The 13,853-nt window shown below is 69.7% G+C and carries 18 protein-coding genes and 1 pseudogene; 14 read left to right on the top strand and 5 right to left on the bottom strand.

Features of this window, described 5'->3' with window-relative positions; translation table 11 throughout:
• Positions 1-18 precede the first annotated feature (18 nt).
• The 12 genes from DIZ27_RS07520 (at position 19) to DIZ27_RS07465 (ending at position 8,680) form a co-directional block, all read left to right on the top strand.
• The gene (locus tag DIZ27_RS07520) at positions 19-978 is read left to right on the top strand and encodes a type II secretion system F family protein (protein ID WP_109377647.1); all 960 of its coding nucleotides are present in this window, start codon (positions 19-21) and stop codon (positions 976-978) included.
• A gap of 14 nt (positions 979-992) precedes the next feature.
• Positions 993-1,901, top strand: coding sequence for a type II secretion system F family protein (locus DIZ27_RS07515; protein ID WP_109377646.1), 909 nt, complete (start codon positions 993-995; stop codon positions 1,899-1,901).
• A 139-nt stretch (positions 1,902-2,040) separates the two neighbouring features.
• Positions 2,041-2,292: a hypothetical protein gene (locus DIZ27_RS07510; protein ID WP_109377512.1), complete on the top strand. Its 252-nt coding sequence runs from the start codon at positions 2,041-2,043 to the stop codon at positions 2,290-2,292.
• Between the two features lie 52 nt (positions 2,293-2,344).
• Positions 2,345-2,794, top strand: a complete 450-nt coding sequence (locus DIZ27_RS07505) for a TadE family protein (RefSeq protein ID WP_109377511.1) — start codon at positions 2,345-2,347, stop codon at positions 2,792-2,794.
• Complete coding sequence (locus DIZ27_RS07500; RefSeq protein WP_109377510.1) at positions 2,795-3,223, top strand: TadE/TadG family type IV pilus assembly protein; 429 nt, start codon at positions 2,795-2,797, stop codon at positions 3,221-3,223. It begins immediately after the preceding gene.
• Complete coding sequence (locus DIZ27_RS07495) at positions 3,220-3,681, top strand: pilus assembly protein TadG-related protein (protein ID WP_109377509.1); 462 nt, start codon at positions 3,220-3,222, stop codon at positions 3,679-3,681. The genes DIZ27_RS07500 and DIZ27_RS07495 overlap by 4 nt, the downstream gene beginning before the upstream one ends.
• Before the next feature lie 78 nt (positions 3,682-3,759).
• The gene (locus DIZ27_RS07490; protein WP_109377508.1) at positions 3,760-4,077 is read left to right on the top strand and encodes a hypothetical protein; all 318 of its coding nucleotides are present in this window, start codon (positions 3,760-3,762) and stop codon (positions 4,075-4,077) included.
• Positions 4,074-5,501 (top strand): putative T7SS-secreted protein, encoded by a 1,428-nt coding sequence (locus tag DIZ27_RS07485; protein ID WP_109377507.1) that lies wholly within the window; start codon positions 4,074-4,076, stop codon positions 5,499-5,501. Before DIZ27_RS07490 ends, DIZ27_RS07485 begins: the two co-directional genes overlap by 4 nt.
• On the top strand, positions 5,498-6,856 hold the full coding sequence (locus DIZ27_RS07480) for a hypothetical protein (protein ID WP_258308284.1): 1,359 nt from the start codon (positions 5,498-5,500) through the stop codon (positions 6,854-6,856). The genes DIZ27_RS07485 and DIZ27_RS07480 overlap by 4 nt, the downstream gene beginning before the upstream one ends.
• Positions 6,853-7,485: a hypothetical protein gene (locus DIZ27_RS07475; RefSeq protein WP_109377506.1), complete on the top strand. Its 633-nt coding sequence runs from the start codon at positions 6,853-6,855 to the stop codon at positions 7,483-7,485. Before DIZ27_RS07480 ends, DIZ27_RS07475 begins: the two co-directional genes overlap by 4 nt.
• 8 nt (positions 7,486-7,493) lie before the next feature.
• Positions 7,494-8,084: a hypothetical protein gene (locus DIZ27_RS07470; protein WP_181383420.1), complete on the top strand. Its 591-nt coding sequence runs from the start codon at positions 7,494-7,496 to the stop codon at positions 8,082-8,084.
• 356 nt (positions 8,085-8,440) lie between these two features.
• Complete coding sequence (locus DIZ27_RS07465; protein WP_109377504.1) at positions 8,441-8,680, top strand: hypothetical protein; 240 nt, start codon at positions 8,441-8,443, stop codon at positions 8,678-8,680.
• Positions 8,681-8,781: 101 nt separating this feature from the next.
• Here DIZ27_RS07465 and DIZ27_RS07460 read toward each other — a convergent pair whose 3' ends face one another.
• The 5 genes from DIZ27_RS07460 to DIZ27_RS07440 form a co-directional block, all read right to left on the bottom strand.
• A complete protein-coding gene (locus DIZ27_RS07460; protein WP_109377503.1) occupies positions 8,782-9,111 on the bottom strand; it encodes a hypothetical protein in 330 nt (109 codons plus the stop codon).
• A gap of 27 nt (positions 9,112-9,138) precedes the next feature.
• Positions 9,139-9,597 carry a hypothetical protein gene (locus DIZ27_RS46905; protein ID WP_258308296.1) on the bottom strand — a complete coding sequence of 153 codons (459 nt, stop codon included), beginning with the start codon at positions 9,595-9,597 and terminating at the stop codon, positions 9,139-9,141.
• Between the two features lie 662 nt (positions 9,598-10,259).
• On the bottom strand, positions 10,260-10,676 hold the full coding sequence (locus DIZ27_RS07450) for a DUF4279 domain-containing protein (RefSeq protein ID WP_109377501.1): 417 nt from the start codon (positions 10,674-10,676) through the stop codon (positions 10,260-10,262).
• Positions 10,677-10,689: 13 nt separating this feature from the next.
• Complete coding sequence (locus DIZ27_RS46895; protein WP_258308283.1) at positions 10,690-12,279, bottom strand: putative adhesin; 1,590 nt, start codon at positions 12,277-12,279, stop codon at positions 10,690-10,692.
• A 94-nt stretch (positions 12,280-12,373) separates the two neighbouring features.
• Positions 12,374-12,628: a DUF397 domain-containing protein gene (locus DIZ27_RS07440; protein WP_109377644.1), complete on the bottom strand. Its 255-nt coding sequence runs from the start codon at positions 12,626-12,628 to the stop codon at positions 12,374-12,376.
• 3 nt (positions 12,629-12,631) lie between these two features.
• On the opposite strand from DIZ27_RS07440, the gene DIZ27_RS07435 reads away from it, so the two are divergent.
• The gene (locus DIZ27_RS07435) at positions 12,632-12,937 is read left to right on the top strand and encodes a transposase (RefSeq protein ID WP_109377500.1); all 306 of its coding nucleotides are present in this window, start codon (positions 12,632-12,634) and stop codon (positions 12,935-12,937) included.
• A 14-nt stretch (positions 12,938-12,951) separates the two neighbouring features.
• A pseudogene (locus DIZ27_RS07430) lies at positions 12,952-13,851 on the top strand (IS3 family transposase); the annotation flags it as partial.
• Positions 13,852-13,853 lie beyond the last annotated feature (2 nt).

The raw sequence follows: 13,853 nt of genomic DNA, 5'->3' as shown, positions 1-13,853 counted from the left end.
CTCGGTTCGCTCGGCTCGATGGGCGGCCTGTTCTCCACCACGGTCCTGTACGCGCTCGCGTGCGGTGTCGCCGTCGGCGGTGGACTCGCCCTCCTCGTCGTCGCCGTGCGCGGACTGCCCGCCAAACCCGAGCACGAGAAGCAGCGGACGAGTGAGCGCGCCGCCGAGCTGATCCGGTTCGCCGGTCAGCGCGGATCGCTCGCCGCGATCGTCGGACTCGCCGTGCTGCTGCTGACCCGTTGGGCCGTCGCCGGCGCCGCCGCCGCCGTCCTCGTCTTCTTCTGGGACCGGCTCTTCGGCGGGGCCGCGGAGGAACGGGCCGCCATGCGGCGGGTGGAGGCCCTGGCTTCCTGGACGGAGTCGCTGCGCGACACCATCGCCGGCGCGGTGGGCCTGGAGCAGGCCATCCCGGCGTCGGCGCGGGCCGCCGCTCCCGTCCTGCGCCCTCATCTCGACGCGCTCGTCGACCGGTTGCGCTCCCGTACCCCGTTGCCCGAGGCGCTTCAGCATCTCGCCGACGAGATCGACGACGCCTCCGCCGACATCATCGTCGCCGCGCTCATCCTCAACGCCCGGCTGCGCGGCCCGGGTCTGCGCCAGGTGCTGGGCGCGCTGGCCAAGTCGGCGCGCGAGGAGGTCGACATGCGGCAGCGGGTGATGGCCCAACGGGCCTCCACCCGGCGGTCGGTGCAGATCGTGGTCGCGGTGACGATCGCGTTCGTCCTCGGACTGGCCATCTTCAACCGTGAGTTCGTCGAGCCGTACGGCACGGCGGTCGGACAGCTCGTACTCGCCTGCGTCTGCGGGCTGTTCGCGCTCGGCTTCTGGTGGCTGCGCAAGCTGTCCACCATCGAGACACCCGAACGGTTCCTGGTGCGCGACGAGGCGTCGGTCCGGTTCGTCCGTCCCCGGACGTCCGGCACCGGCCCGTCGCAGCAGCACGGGTCGTACCAGCAGGAAGAGGGGGTACGACGGTGAACGACGAACTGACGATGCCGGTGGTCGTCGGCGCGGTCCTCGGACTGGGCGTCTACGTCCTGGTCCGGGCCCTGATGCCCACCAAGCGCAGCGCGGTCGCCCAGGTCGCCCGGATCGACGCGATGCGGGCGCGGGGCGCGGCGTACGAGTCGGCGCGTGCGGCGAAGGACACCGGCCGCTTCGGGTCGCTGCGCGCCGAAGTGGGCTCGCGTATCGCCGAGTTCTATCTCCAGCAGGGCTGGGAGCAGCGTTCGCTGCGGGCCGACCTGGCGGTGCTGGAACGCAGCTGGGAGAAGTTCCTGGCGACGAAGGTGCTGTTGGCGGCGGGCGGACTGTTCTTCGGCCCGTTCCTCTTCGCGGTCGTCTGGACCCTCGGCTTCAGCCGCAGCCCGATCGTCCCGGTCTGGCTGGCCCTGCTCTGCGCGGTCGTCTTCTTCTTCCTGCCCGACCTCGAGGTACGCCGGGACGCCGCCGAGAAGCGGCGCGACCTGCGCCGGGTCATCGGCGCCTATCTGGACCTGGTCTCGATGAGCCTGGCCGGCGGGCGAGGCCTCCCCGAGGCCCTGATGGCGGCGGCCGAGGTGTCCGACGGCTGGGCGACGCAGCGCATCCGCAACGCGCTCGCCGACGCCCGTATCACCGGTCTCAGCCAGTGGCAGGCGCTGGGGCAGCTCGGTGAGGAGCTGGGCGTGGAGGAGCTGAAGGACCTGTCGGCGTCGCTGGCCCTGGTCGCGGACGACGGCGCCAAGGTACGCGAGTCCCTCGCCTCCCGCGCCGAGACCATGCGGCACCGCGAACTCGCCGAGATCGAGGGCAGCGCGGGCGAGAAGTCCCAGTCGATGCTCGTGGCACAACTGCTGCTGTGCGCGGGGTTCCTCGTGTTCCTGATCTTCCCGGCGGCGATGCGGGTGTTCCAGGTGTGAGGACCGTGAACCGTGAATCGCGCGGCGCGAGAGGCGTGAGGAGCACGAGGAACGAAGTGCGCACCGCGAGACCGCGAACCGAAATCCGTGAACCGTACGTCAGAGCATCTGTGAACCGAATTCGAGAGGACAACGCGTCATGAACGGACGTACCTTCCACACCGGCATTCCCGCCGTCGACTTCCTGGTCACCTTCATGCGGGCCCGCGTGGAGCGCGCCCGCTCCGGCGAACTGGACCGCGGCGCCTCCGCCGTGGAGTGGGTCATCATCTCGGCGGTCGTCGTGGCGATCGTCGGAGTGGTGGCCGCCATCATCAACGCCGCGCTGAGCGAGGGCGCCAACAAGGTCGGCGACTGCATCAAGGGCGCGGACGCGGGCAGCACCTGCTGAGCGTACGGACGCCGAGGTCGGGGACAGGGCTGGAACAGGACGGGAACGGGGAATGCCGGTGCGCGTACGTCGCTGGGTACGCCGACGGGTGGAGGCCGCCTCCGCCCGCGGCGATTCCGGCATGACCGCGATCGAGTTCGTCCTGCTCACGCCCGTCCTGTTCTTCATGATCTTCGCGACGGTGCAGTTCGCGCTGTACTTCTTCGCCGACCACGTCGCCCAGGCGGCGGCCCAGGCCGGTGCGCGCAAGGCACGGGCGACGGCGCACGACCAGCCGGGCGGCTGGCGGGGCGAGGCCCAGGACGTGGTGGACAGCTACATCCGGCAACTGGGCCCGCAGTTGGTGCTCTCGCCGGACGTGAGGATGCTCCAGCCGGAGCAGGACACGGTGGGCGTGGAGATCACGGCGCGCATCCCGACGGTGTTCCCGGGGCTGGACCTGACGGTGCACGCCCAGTCGGCGGGGCCGGTGGAACGCTTCGTGGAAGAGGGGGAGAACTAGATGGGCTCCCCCCTTCGGCCGAAGCGCCGGGAGTCCGTGGACGACCGGGGCCTGTCCACCGTCGAGGTGGTGATCCTCGCCCCGGTGATGATCCTGTTCATCCTGGTGCTGGTGGCGTTCGGTCAACTGGTGAGCGGACGAGGCGCGTTGGACGGCGCGGCCCGGGACGCGGCGCGCGCGGGCTCCATCCAGAAGGACCATGTGCGGGCGATGTCCGAGGCGCGCAAGGCGGCCGAGGCGAACCTCGCGGACATCTGCTCGGGCCCGGTGACCGTCGCACAGACCAGTCAGGGCTTCGAACCGGACACCCTCTTCACGGTCGAGGTGAGCTGCGAGGTGCGCGGCCTGGCCATGCTGGGCCTGAACATCCCGACGACCCTGTCCGCGAGCTTCAGTTCACCACTGGACCCGTACCGGAGGACGGCGTGAGGGCACACGTACGCACGTGGCTGACGGATCGCGGTGCGCGGTTCGACGACCGCGGCTCCGGCGCCGGCGCGGTCATCGTCTTCGCGCTGGTCTTCCTCTCCCTCTCGGCCTTCGTCATCGACGGCGGCCTGTCCATCTCCAAGCGCGAGCGCGCGGCCGACATCGCGGAACAGGCCGCCCGTTACGCCGCCCAGGACATCGACCGCGAGGCCCTCTACGACAACGAGGGCGGGCCCGCGCCCATCAACCACGAGAACTGCGACGTCCGGGTGAAGGCCTTCGCCCGCGAGATGGACATGTCCGGCGCGGACATCGCGGGGACCCACTGCGTGGCGGCGAACGCCGACGCGGTGGAGGTCGAGGTCCAGCTCACCTACTCCCCGGTGTTCACGGGGATGTTCTACGGCGGCGACGTGGTGGTCCGCGGCCAGGCGGTGGCGGAGAACGCGGTCGGCTGAGGCGACGGCCGAGGGACCGCGGGGCCGGGGGCCGGGGACTGAAGGACTTGAGGGGTCGAAGGCCGAAGGAGGAGCACCGTGGGAGATCAGGAAGCGGACATAGAGCGGATCAAGGAGAGCGCCCGCGCGTTGAAGCGCATCCGCGACACCTTCGCGGAACGCGCGAACCCGGCCGACGGATACGCCGTCGACGACCTGGGCTCGCAGAAGATCCTGGACGCCTTCGACAAGTTCAGCAGCAACTGGAAGATCCGTCGCAGGCAGCTCACCGAGGAGTTGGAGAGGCTGCACGGGATCACCAAGGGCGCCGCGGAGTCGTACGAGACGCTCGACCACGAACTCGCCGAGGCCCTCAGACGCACCGACGAGCGGCAGCCGAAGGAGGCAGGGAAGTGACGACCCGCCCCGCAGGCCACCGCTGGGCCGTGCTCGACGAGGCCTCCGACCCGGTCCCCGGGGACCCGGACACGGTCGCGCGGCTCGGACGGCAGCTGCGCAAGACCGCCGAGGCCATCGACAAGGAGGCCCGCGAGATCAAGGCGCTGGCGTCCGTGGAGAACTGGAAGGGCAAGGCGGCCACCGAGTTCCGCGGCGCGGCCGAGGGCGCCGGTGACAAGCTCCGCAAGGCCTTCGAACGCTACGACGAGGCCGCCGACGCGCTCGGCACCCAGGTGCGGGACGGGGTGTGCAGCAACGAGTTCGCCTCGGAACTGCATCGCGCCCAGCAGATGGCCGACAAGGCGCTGCGGGACGCCGAGACGGCCGACGAGGACCTGGGGTCCGCGAAGCGGTCGCTGGACGGACTGCCCGACGACACCCCGAAGGACGATCCGGACCGGAAGAAGCACACCCGGCAGCAGGAGGCGGCGTCCTCGGCCCTGTCGGCGGCGAAGGAGGCGCTGGAGACCGCCAAGGGCATCCGCGACCGTGCCGCCCAGCGGGCCGCCGACGCGATCCACCACGTCATCGAGAACGACGGGCTGAAGGACAACTGGAAGGACAAGTTCAAGAACTGGGTCCACGAGAACGCCGGCTGGCTCAAGGAGATCTCCAAGTGGGCGGGACGGATCGCCCTGTGGGCGGGGGTGGCCGCCCTGGCCCTGGGATGGATCCCGGTCATCGGACAGGTCATCGCCGTGGTGGCCAACGCCGTGGCCCTGGTGGCCAGTGTCGTCGCCCTGGCCACCGACCTCGTGCTGGCGCTGGGCGGTGAGGGAAGCTGGAAGTCGGTGTTCCTGGACGCCGTGGGCGTCGCCACCTTCGGGCTCGGACGGGCGGCGGTGGCGGGTGCGAAGGGAGTGGCCGCCGGAAGCAAGGCGCTCGCCCGGAGCAACCTCTACAAGAACGCCGTGGCGTCCGGCACGAAGACGAACAAGGCTTGGAAGCTCGCCAACCGCGGGGCTCCGGGGAGCCCTCGGGGCAAGGACGCGGCCCGGGCGATGGCGGACATGCCCAAGGGGAAGCTGCCCGACTGGGGCAACCTCAAGGAGGGCTTCAGCCCGTCCGCGATCTACCGGGATACGGTCGACGGCGTGAAGTCGCTCGGAAACGCGTTCTCCAAGCAGGGTTGGCGCGACGGGATCAAGAACATGGCCGCGCCCCGCTCGGCGGGCACGCTGGACCCCGATCTCGCCAGGACGGCCGCCGGCCTCGACGGCCTCTCGCCGGCCGCGCGGGAAGTGCCCGTGGTCAGCGGCGCGCTGAACAACTTCACCGGCCAGACCAACGTCTGGGCGGGCGCCACCCTCACCGGCGTCACCGCCGGCGCGGAGGGCGCCTACGGCACCGTCACCTCCCTCTACGACGGGGCCACCCGGTGATTCCCGAACCCGCCCTCAGACCGGCCGCCTCGCGCGGCCCCGGCCTGGAACGGTGCCACGTCTCCCGGCTGTTCGCGCAGGACGGCGCTCTCGTCCTGCGCACCCGCGGCCGTACCCGCCGCTTTCCGGTCGGCGGGAGCGCCGGAATCGCCCGTGCTGTGTTCATCGACGCAGCGGGCATCGACGCAGCGGGCATCGACGCGGCGGGCGGGGACAGGAAGCGCGTGGGGCCCGACCTCCCTGGCTCCTGGGGAGAGGTGCAACTGCAGGACGGGAACGGGGCGCTGATCGGCCGCTTCGACGTCGAGGACTGGCTGCCCGAGGCGCCCGTACTGCCCCGACGGTCGGTGCAGGGCGAGCAGTTGCTGGCCCGGACGGGGGTGGCCGGGCTGCTGCGGGCCGCGGGGGTGCCGCTGCACGTGGTACGGGACAGGAACGATCCCCTGGTGGCCTCGAAGGGCACGGGCGCCTCCCTCGGCCCGGGCCGCCCCTTCCCGTCCTGGTACTGGGGCGTGCGAGCCGCCGCCGGGAGCGTCTGGTTCGCCGTGTTCACGGTGGTCGTCTTCTCGGACACCACGGTCCCCTGGGTCGTCCTGCTGCTCGCCGCGACCGCCTTCGCCGCGCCCGTGGCACGGCTGGCGCTGCGGGCCTGGACCCGGCTGCGGACGGAGCGTCACGACCCCGTCGTCCGTGAACGCGTCCGGCCCGGCCCCGCGCGGGGGACCGGGGCAACGGTCAGGTTCCGCCGGGACACCGAGGTCCGGGTACAGGACCGGGACCTCGTCCTGCGCGACCTGGGCGGCCAGGAGTACTGGTTCGCGCTGTCCGGCCCGCACGCGGTGACGTCGCTGGTCCGGGTCGTGGACCGCGTGGGGAAACCGGTCGGTGTGGAGCTCCGGGGCCCCGGGGAGCAGCTGCGGGCGGTGTTCCCGTGGGACCTGTGGTTCGGTGGCGAGGACGGTGTCGACGGGTGGTCGCGGCTGCACCGGGCCGACGGACCGGCGGTGTCCGAACGCCGCCTGAGCGGTAAGGGAGCCTGGCCCAAGGGCCCGGTGCTGGGCACGGGGCTGTTGCCCGAGTCCGGCAGGGCGGCCCGTCGCATGGCGCGGTTCCCCGGGACCGTCGCCGGGGTGTCGTCCACCGCCGTCATGGCCTTCGGCTCCTTCTTCTCCGTGGTCCAGGGCCTGCGGATCGCGGACCCCGCCCCCAGGCCGGCGGCCGCCGCGGTGCTCATGGGGGCGCTCGGCCTCGTCCTGCAGGCCGTGCCGTACGCGATCCACCAGCTGCGCGGCCGGCTCCTGCTCGACCGGCCGGTTCCGGAACAGACGTCCAGAGAAGGCACAGGCACCCGATGACAGCCACCGAGGGGACCGCCCCCGCTGAGGGGACCGCCCCGCCCGCCGACTACCACCTGCTGCTGCCGGAGGGCTGGTTCCGGATCCTGCTGGACCCGGAGCAGCGGGACGGGTCGATCGACGCGCTGGTGGAGCGGCAGTTCCACGGCATCGACAACGCGCCGCACCTCAAGGAGGAGCTGCGCGCCGACATGCGCCGCCGTGCCGCCAAGGCGCACCGCGGCGGCGGCATCGAGCTGTACCTCAGCCTCCAGGAGGTGGGGCCCTTCACGATCCCCGCCTCGTTGCTGGTGAGCCTTGCACCGCTCCGCCACGCCGAGCCGCTGCCGCCCCAGGCGCTGGCGCGGGCGTTCGCCGAGGACGCCGACCCGGCCGCGACGACGGAGGTCAGCGTCGAGGAACTGGCGGCGGGCACTGCCGTACGGGTCCGCAGAACGACGCTTTCGGCGGGGGAGAAGGGGAAGGACGGGGACGGGGGCCGTGCTTCCGTCTCGGTGGAGTACCACGTGCCCGTCCCCGGCACGACGGAGTTCCTGCTGCTCACCTTCTCCACGCCCCTGGAGCCGATCGCCGACGCGATGGCCGGCCTCTTCGACGCGATCGCCGGCTCGCTGACCTGGACGGAGTGACCACGGAGATGACCGACGACCTGTCGACCCTCGGCCTGGAGTGCTCGGAGGACTGGGTCCCGTTCCCCCTGTCCGGCACGCTGGACCTGGACTACTGGGCCAAGTACCAGGCGAAGGACCTCGTCGAACGGTACGAGCGCGACGGGGAGAAGGGCAACGCCCGCCTGCTGGCCCGCGACCTCAAACGCACGGCGGCCGACTGCCGTACCCGCGATCCCCTCGGCGCCTTCGGCTGGTACGTCAGCGGGCACCCTTCGGTGGCGGCCGTCCTGGAGCTCGACGCCGTCCGTCCGGACGACACCCACCCCGAGGTGACCCTCTCCCTGCTCACCGAGTCCATGTCGGCGCGGGACTTCGGCGAACCGGACGTCCGCGGGATGCGGCTGCCCCTCGGCGACGCCGTGCGCATCCGCCAGAACATGGTCGACGACAGGAAACGCCTCCTCGGACCGCGTCCCGTGGTCCGCACCCTCTTCTACGGCGTCCGACCGGAGACGACGGACGCGGCCGTCACCCTCCTGGTGTCCTGGACGGAACCGGTCCTGGACGAGCCCCTGGAGGCCATCGTGGACGGCATCGCGCGGACGCTGTCGCTCTGACGCGCGTCCCGGGACGGCCCGGTTCTGGAACATCCCGAGGATCTGCACACCGTTCACCGAGGAGTCGTACGGCGGGCACGGATGCCGGGAAAGTCGCCTCGCATTCCCTTCGGAGGGCGCCGACGGGCCGCTTACGGACGAGTACGAGTGAAGGAAGTGAGAGGTTCAGTCGACTGCTTGGCCACACTCGTGGATTCCATGACGATGGGCCGGGGAATACGGTCCGTGTGCCGCTGGTCACTTCATTCCTCGCGTGCTTTGATCAGGTCGTGCGGTTCGCCGGCAGGTAATCCCGAATTCGGGAATCCGGCGAAATCCGCCGCCGCTCATTGTTGATACGAAGGGAAACGCGCGCCATGAACCTCGTCCCCCAGGTCGCGACCGCCGAAATCTCCGACGCCGATCTGGACTCCGTCTCCGGCGGCCAGGCGGGCGTCGGCCCCGCGGCCAACCCCGGTCTCGGTGTCCACGCCGGGGCGGGCGGCCTCGGTGTCCACGCCGAGGCCGGCAACATCGGCGTCACCGCGGGCCTGGGCGCCTCCGTCTCCCCCGAGGGCCTCTCGGCGGTCGGCGGCCTCGCCGTCACCCAGTACTGACAGAACACGCCCCGTGGGCCCCGGTTCCATCCTGGAGCCGGGGTCCACGGCGCATCCGCGGGGCGGTGCGTCGAAGGCGCCGAAGGTGCGGTGAAAGGGGGCTATTCATCTCCCTTTCCGCCCCGCTCGTCCTTGACCTTCATTTTGTCCTTGACCTGCTTGGCGAGTTCGTCGTCGAGTTTCTTGAACTCACGGACGACGGCGTCGGACATACTGGCGAGCGCGTCGAGCTGCTGGGTGATGTCCTCTCGGCCGTCCTCCCAGTTCGACTCGAAATCGGAGAGGGCGTCATTGACGCTGCCGTCGCCGATGTCGTCCTTGTAGGAGTCGAAGAGCTTCTTGGTGTGGTTCAGTCGCGTCTTGAGCGACCGCAGCCGCCGCCCGTAGTCCTCCATCTCGCTCAGCGGGAGCGCGAGGTCGCTCTTGCCCATGGCCCGGAGTCCTCTCTTCGGATCGGCTCAGACGAAGCGGAAGGTACTGGTCACGGCGTCGAAGATGTCGTGGAACGCCTCGGCGAGGTCCAGCACCGGGCTGGCCCCGGAGACGAGCACGACCTGCTCGGTGGTTCCCGGCACGGGAATGTAGGTCTGGGTCAGCACCATCCGCAGGGTACGGCTGTCGCCCCGCGCGACGGGCACGTCCTCCACCCCGTACGTCCGCGCGGCCGTGCCCACGTCGGGGATGTCGACGGTCGTGACCTTGCGCCAGGCGTCGCCCTCGCGGCGAGCGGTGATCGTGCCCAGGCTCTCGGCGATGGTCCGGGGATCGGTGGACAGGGCCACGCCCTGCTCGTTCTTGGCGCCGAGGACGGACACGGTGACGGTGGCGGAGAGCGGGACGCCGTCGAAGTTCTCGGCCATGCACCCCAGGTAGACCGCACCGGAGTCGTGTGCGTCCTTCGCCATCTTGCGGAGCATGGTGGTCAGGTCGGTGCGGTGCGGGGCGAGGTCGGGCAGTTCCCGGAGCCGCTCGTCGACGAGCGCACGGATGGTGGCCTCACGGCCTTCCGGGCGGATGTCGAACTCCCACCACGAGTCGGGGACCGCCAGCGACACCCCGACGGGCGCCGGGTCCGCGGCGCTGCCTTCGCCTTCCTCCTCGTCCTTCCGGGGCGCGCGGTGGGACCCGTCGGCTGCGGGCAACCAGTCCCAAAGGTCTTCGGAACGTTCGGAAGGCACCGCGCCGGTGGTGAAGGAGAGCGGAAGACCCAGAGTGGCCACTCGGGACAGAGCACGTGGTGAAACGGGGATACGAGTGCGCCCGTCCACTTGGCCACTCAGGTCGACCTGCACGGTGAGCCCGGACTCCTCGAGTTCCCGGATGCCTTCCAGGACACCGGAGATCAGGTCCGCCAACTCGTCCAGGGCCCCTTCGAGACCCTGAGGCGGTCCGGCCGTGACCTGGATCGCCCAGATTCCCTCACCGGGCCGGAAGCGTGAGTCCGCTGTTGGCTCGCGGGACAGCGACGGTGAAATGCCGAGCGCGCGTGTGACCTCTCCTGGAGTCAGGTTCTCTCCTGTGATGAGGAGAGTCGCTGTAGGACTGTCCCACGAGTGGGTTGAGATTGTCATCATGCTCGCTATCGATCACTTGTGCTGGGCGAAACGATGAGGGGAACGTTCAGGGCGGCCAGTCGTGAGACCACGTCCGGGGCCAGCGAGAATGTGCTGCCGTTGCCGACGAAACCAGTGATGCTGAGCGATACCTCATACCCCTGCGCGATCAGGTGATCAATTCCGGAGGAGCGGGGTTCGATTTGTTCGAGCAGTTGCTGGAACTGCTCGTTCACCCCTCCCGGCAGCCTTTTGTGCACAGCCAGCGACCAGACGCCTTCTTGAGGCAGGCCGGCCCGCCGGGTATCGGCGTCCGGGACGCTCGACGAGGTCGGGGAAACCTGCATGGTTTCCGAGAGAAGGACGGGGTCCAGGTCGGCCTTGCGGATGACCAACTGCACGCCAGTTTCTACCCAGTCCCCTTCCGCGTGGTCCCACTGCATTCGTTCGGCTCCTTCAGAAGATTTCACGGCATGCGGCCCAGTGTACGTTTCCCATGCCGGGCTTGAGCAGCTCGTCCAGCTTTGTCCGTTCGGCTACCGTGACCGAGTTCTCGAATACGCTGAAACCGCCCCCCATCCCGGACGTCGGCGCGGCTAGAGTGTAATTCGGAACGACGTCTCCGGACCGAGCCACTTGCAATGCTTCTCCCGGATAGACTCCGGCCTCCACTGTGAGGCCGTCCAGACCGCCAAGTCGGTCGCCGTGCTCCACGTAGAACGACATGGACGTGCCTTCCGGAATCCTTATGGTGCCTGCTCCTTCTTCCAGGTATCCGTGACCGGCCAGTACGGTCTCATCGGTTCTCCCGCCCTGGAACACCCGAGTCGCGTAATAGTGCCCTTGCTCTGAGGTGTAGGTCTTTTTCGAGAGCTGCGGGTTCAGCTGAATGAGGGCTTGCTTGATCTGGTCGATCGAGGGAAGGGAACCCCCGGACCCTCGGGACGCGGCTCTGCCCAGCCATGATCCGTCGAAACCTCGGAAGACGTTCCGGGTGGCTGCTCCGAAGCCGCGAATGCCACCGGCGAGGTTCTTCAGGCCGCCGCCGATGCCGCCCATGAAACCGGCGCCCAGTGCCTTCAGGCCGCCTGCCTTCCACAGCATGCCGAGCTTGGCGAGACTGGTGAGGCCCTTGGTGGCGGGTATGCAGTCCAGGGCTGCCCACACCAGGTCGCCCCAGCCGGCCTCGCCCTTGATGACTTTTCGTAACGTGTCGGCGAGTACGACGAGGGCCGCCGCGAAGACCAGCCAGCCCAGCGGGCCGCCGACGATCATCACGATGATGCCGAGGATGGCCACGACCCACTTGCAGACGGTGACGATCTCGTCCCAGTTGTCGGTGACCCAGTCGCCGATCTCCTCCCACCAGCGGCGGTTGGGGATTCCGGCGTCGGAGGCTTCCCTGAGCTTGGTCACCGTCCGGCGGGCGGCCTCCTCGCGCAGGCCCTTCGCCTGGTCGGCGAGCTTCTTGGCCGCGTCGAGGGCGCTCTGCGCACTCTCGACGTTCCGCTCGGCCGCTGCCTGGCGGGCCTTCGCGTGCTGGGCGTCGCGGGTGGCGCGGCGGACGTCGGCCTCGTCGGGCTTGGGGACGTCCTTGCCCCCGCTCTTGGCGGGGTCGTAGGAGTCCACCTTCTCGGTCGCCGTACGGACCCAGTCGTCGGCGCCGGACAACGCCGTCTGCGCGGTGGTGAGTTCGTCGCGCGCCTTGCGGCCGTCCCGCAATGCCTTGTCGGCCTTCTCCTGGGCGTCCTGGAGGTCGGGCCAGAAGGTGGCCAGCGCGTCGCCCGCCAGGTCGTACGACTTCCTGAGCTTCCGCAGCCTCTTGGGCGCGTCCGCGAACTCCTCGGCGAACACGTCCGCCGTCTTGCCCGCCCAGGAGAGGATCTCGTCCTCCTTGGCGATCCCCTTGAGGTCGCGCAACGCCTCGCCGACGTCATCGGCGAAGTCGTGCAGCACACCGGCCAGTTTGCGGATCCGCTGCGGGTCTCCCGGTGTCGGGTCCTTCTTCAGGTCGAGTACGTGCCAGTCCGTCGGCCTGATCGACACGCGTGTACCCCCGTAACTCCCGCAACGTGCTTACCAGAAAACGTTTTTGAACCTACCAGGAGCTGTTCGAGGGGTGATCGGCTCAACCGGCTTGTCAGCGGCGGGCGGGTGTGTCCGGGGTCCTGAGGGATGCGACGAAGTCGGCGAAGGCGGCAGCGGTGAAGGAGAGGGTGCCGTGAGCGGTGCGTTTGGAGTCGCGTATGGCGATGCGGGTGGGAAGGCTCGCTATCTCTACGCAGTTGTTGCCATCGGCGCCGCCGGAGAACGATGACCTTCGCCACGTGAAGTTCCCCCCGCGGTCGGGACAGCTTGATACTGGGACGTATGGGTCCCGGAGGAAGCAGTCCAGGTAGTGAGTAAGAAGAGCAACACGCGCAAGCGGTACACGGCCGAGTTCAAGAAGGATGCCGTCGAGTTGGTCCGTTCCTCCGGGCGGACGGTGACGGAGGTGGCCCGGGAGCTCGGGGTCAGCGCCGAGGGCCTGCGGGGCTGGGTGAAGCAGGCCGCGATCGACCGGGGTGAGGGCCCGGCCGGCGCGCTGACCACGGCCGAGCGCGAGGAGCTGGTCCGGCTGCGCCGAAAGGTGCGCGAGCAGGAGCAGACGATCGAGGTGCTGGGAAAAGCGACCGCCTTCTTCGCGAACCACAAGACGAAGTAGACGTAGCCGCGCGCTRCGCGTTCATCGATGCGGAGAAGGCGTCCGAGGCCAACCCCGGCGGCTGGCCGGTCGCGTTCTTGTGCCGGGTGCTGAAGGTCACGCGCTCGGCGTACTACGCCTATCTCGCGGCGAAGCCTGCGGCCGAGGCGAGGCAGGCGGAGGAGGACGAGCTGGCCGACGAGATCCGGAAGATCCACACGTGTTCCCGGGGTGCCTACGGCGCCCCGCGTGTGACGGCCACACTGCGGCGCAAGGGGCGACGGATCAACCGAAAGAAGGTCGAGCGGATCATGCGGGAGCGCGACATCCGCGGGATTACCCGCCGCAAGCGTCGCAGCCTGACGAAAGCGGACACCAAGGCCGCACCGTCACCGGACCTCGTCGGGCGGGACTTCACCGCCGCCGAGACCGGCACGAAGCTGGTCTCCGACATCACCTACCTGCCCACGCTCGCCGGCTGGTGGTACCTGGCCACGGTCATCGACCTGGCCACGCGCGAGGTGGTCGGGTACGCGATGGCCGCCCACCACCGGGCCGAGCTCGTGGTCGACGCGCTGAAGATGGCTGCCGGCCGCGGCGCGCTGAAAGAGGGCTGCATCGCGCACTCCGATCGCGGCAGTGAATATACGTCCGGTGAATACCGCAAGCTCATAAGGGAGTTGAAGCTGAGACAGAGCATGGGAAGAACGGGCTCCTGTTACGATAACGCCGCGGCCGAAAGCTTTTTCGGCCTGCTGAAAGCGGAGATCGGGACCACCGTCTGGGAGTCCCACGAGGCCGCCCGCGCCGACATCTTCTGCTTCATCGAGGTCGAGTACAACCGCACCCGCCTGCGCAAGCACCCCGAGTACGGCTACGTCACCCCGCTCGAAACCAGAGCTCTGGTGACCCAAGACCTCGCCCCCGCAGCGTAAAC

The organism is Streptomyces sp. NWU339, assembly GCF_003143855.1.
Taxonomy (GTDB): domain Bacteria; phylum Actinomycetota; class Actinomycetes; order Streptomycetales; family Streptomycetaceae; genus Streptomyces.
This window is presented reverse-complemented; position numbering and strand designations above follow the sequence as displayed.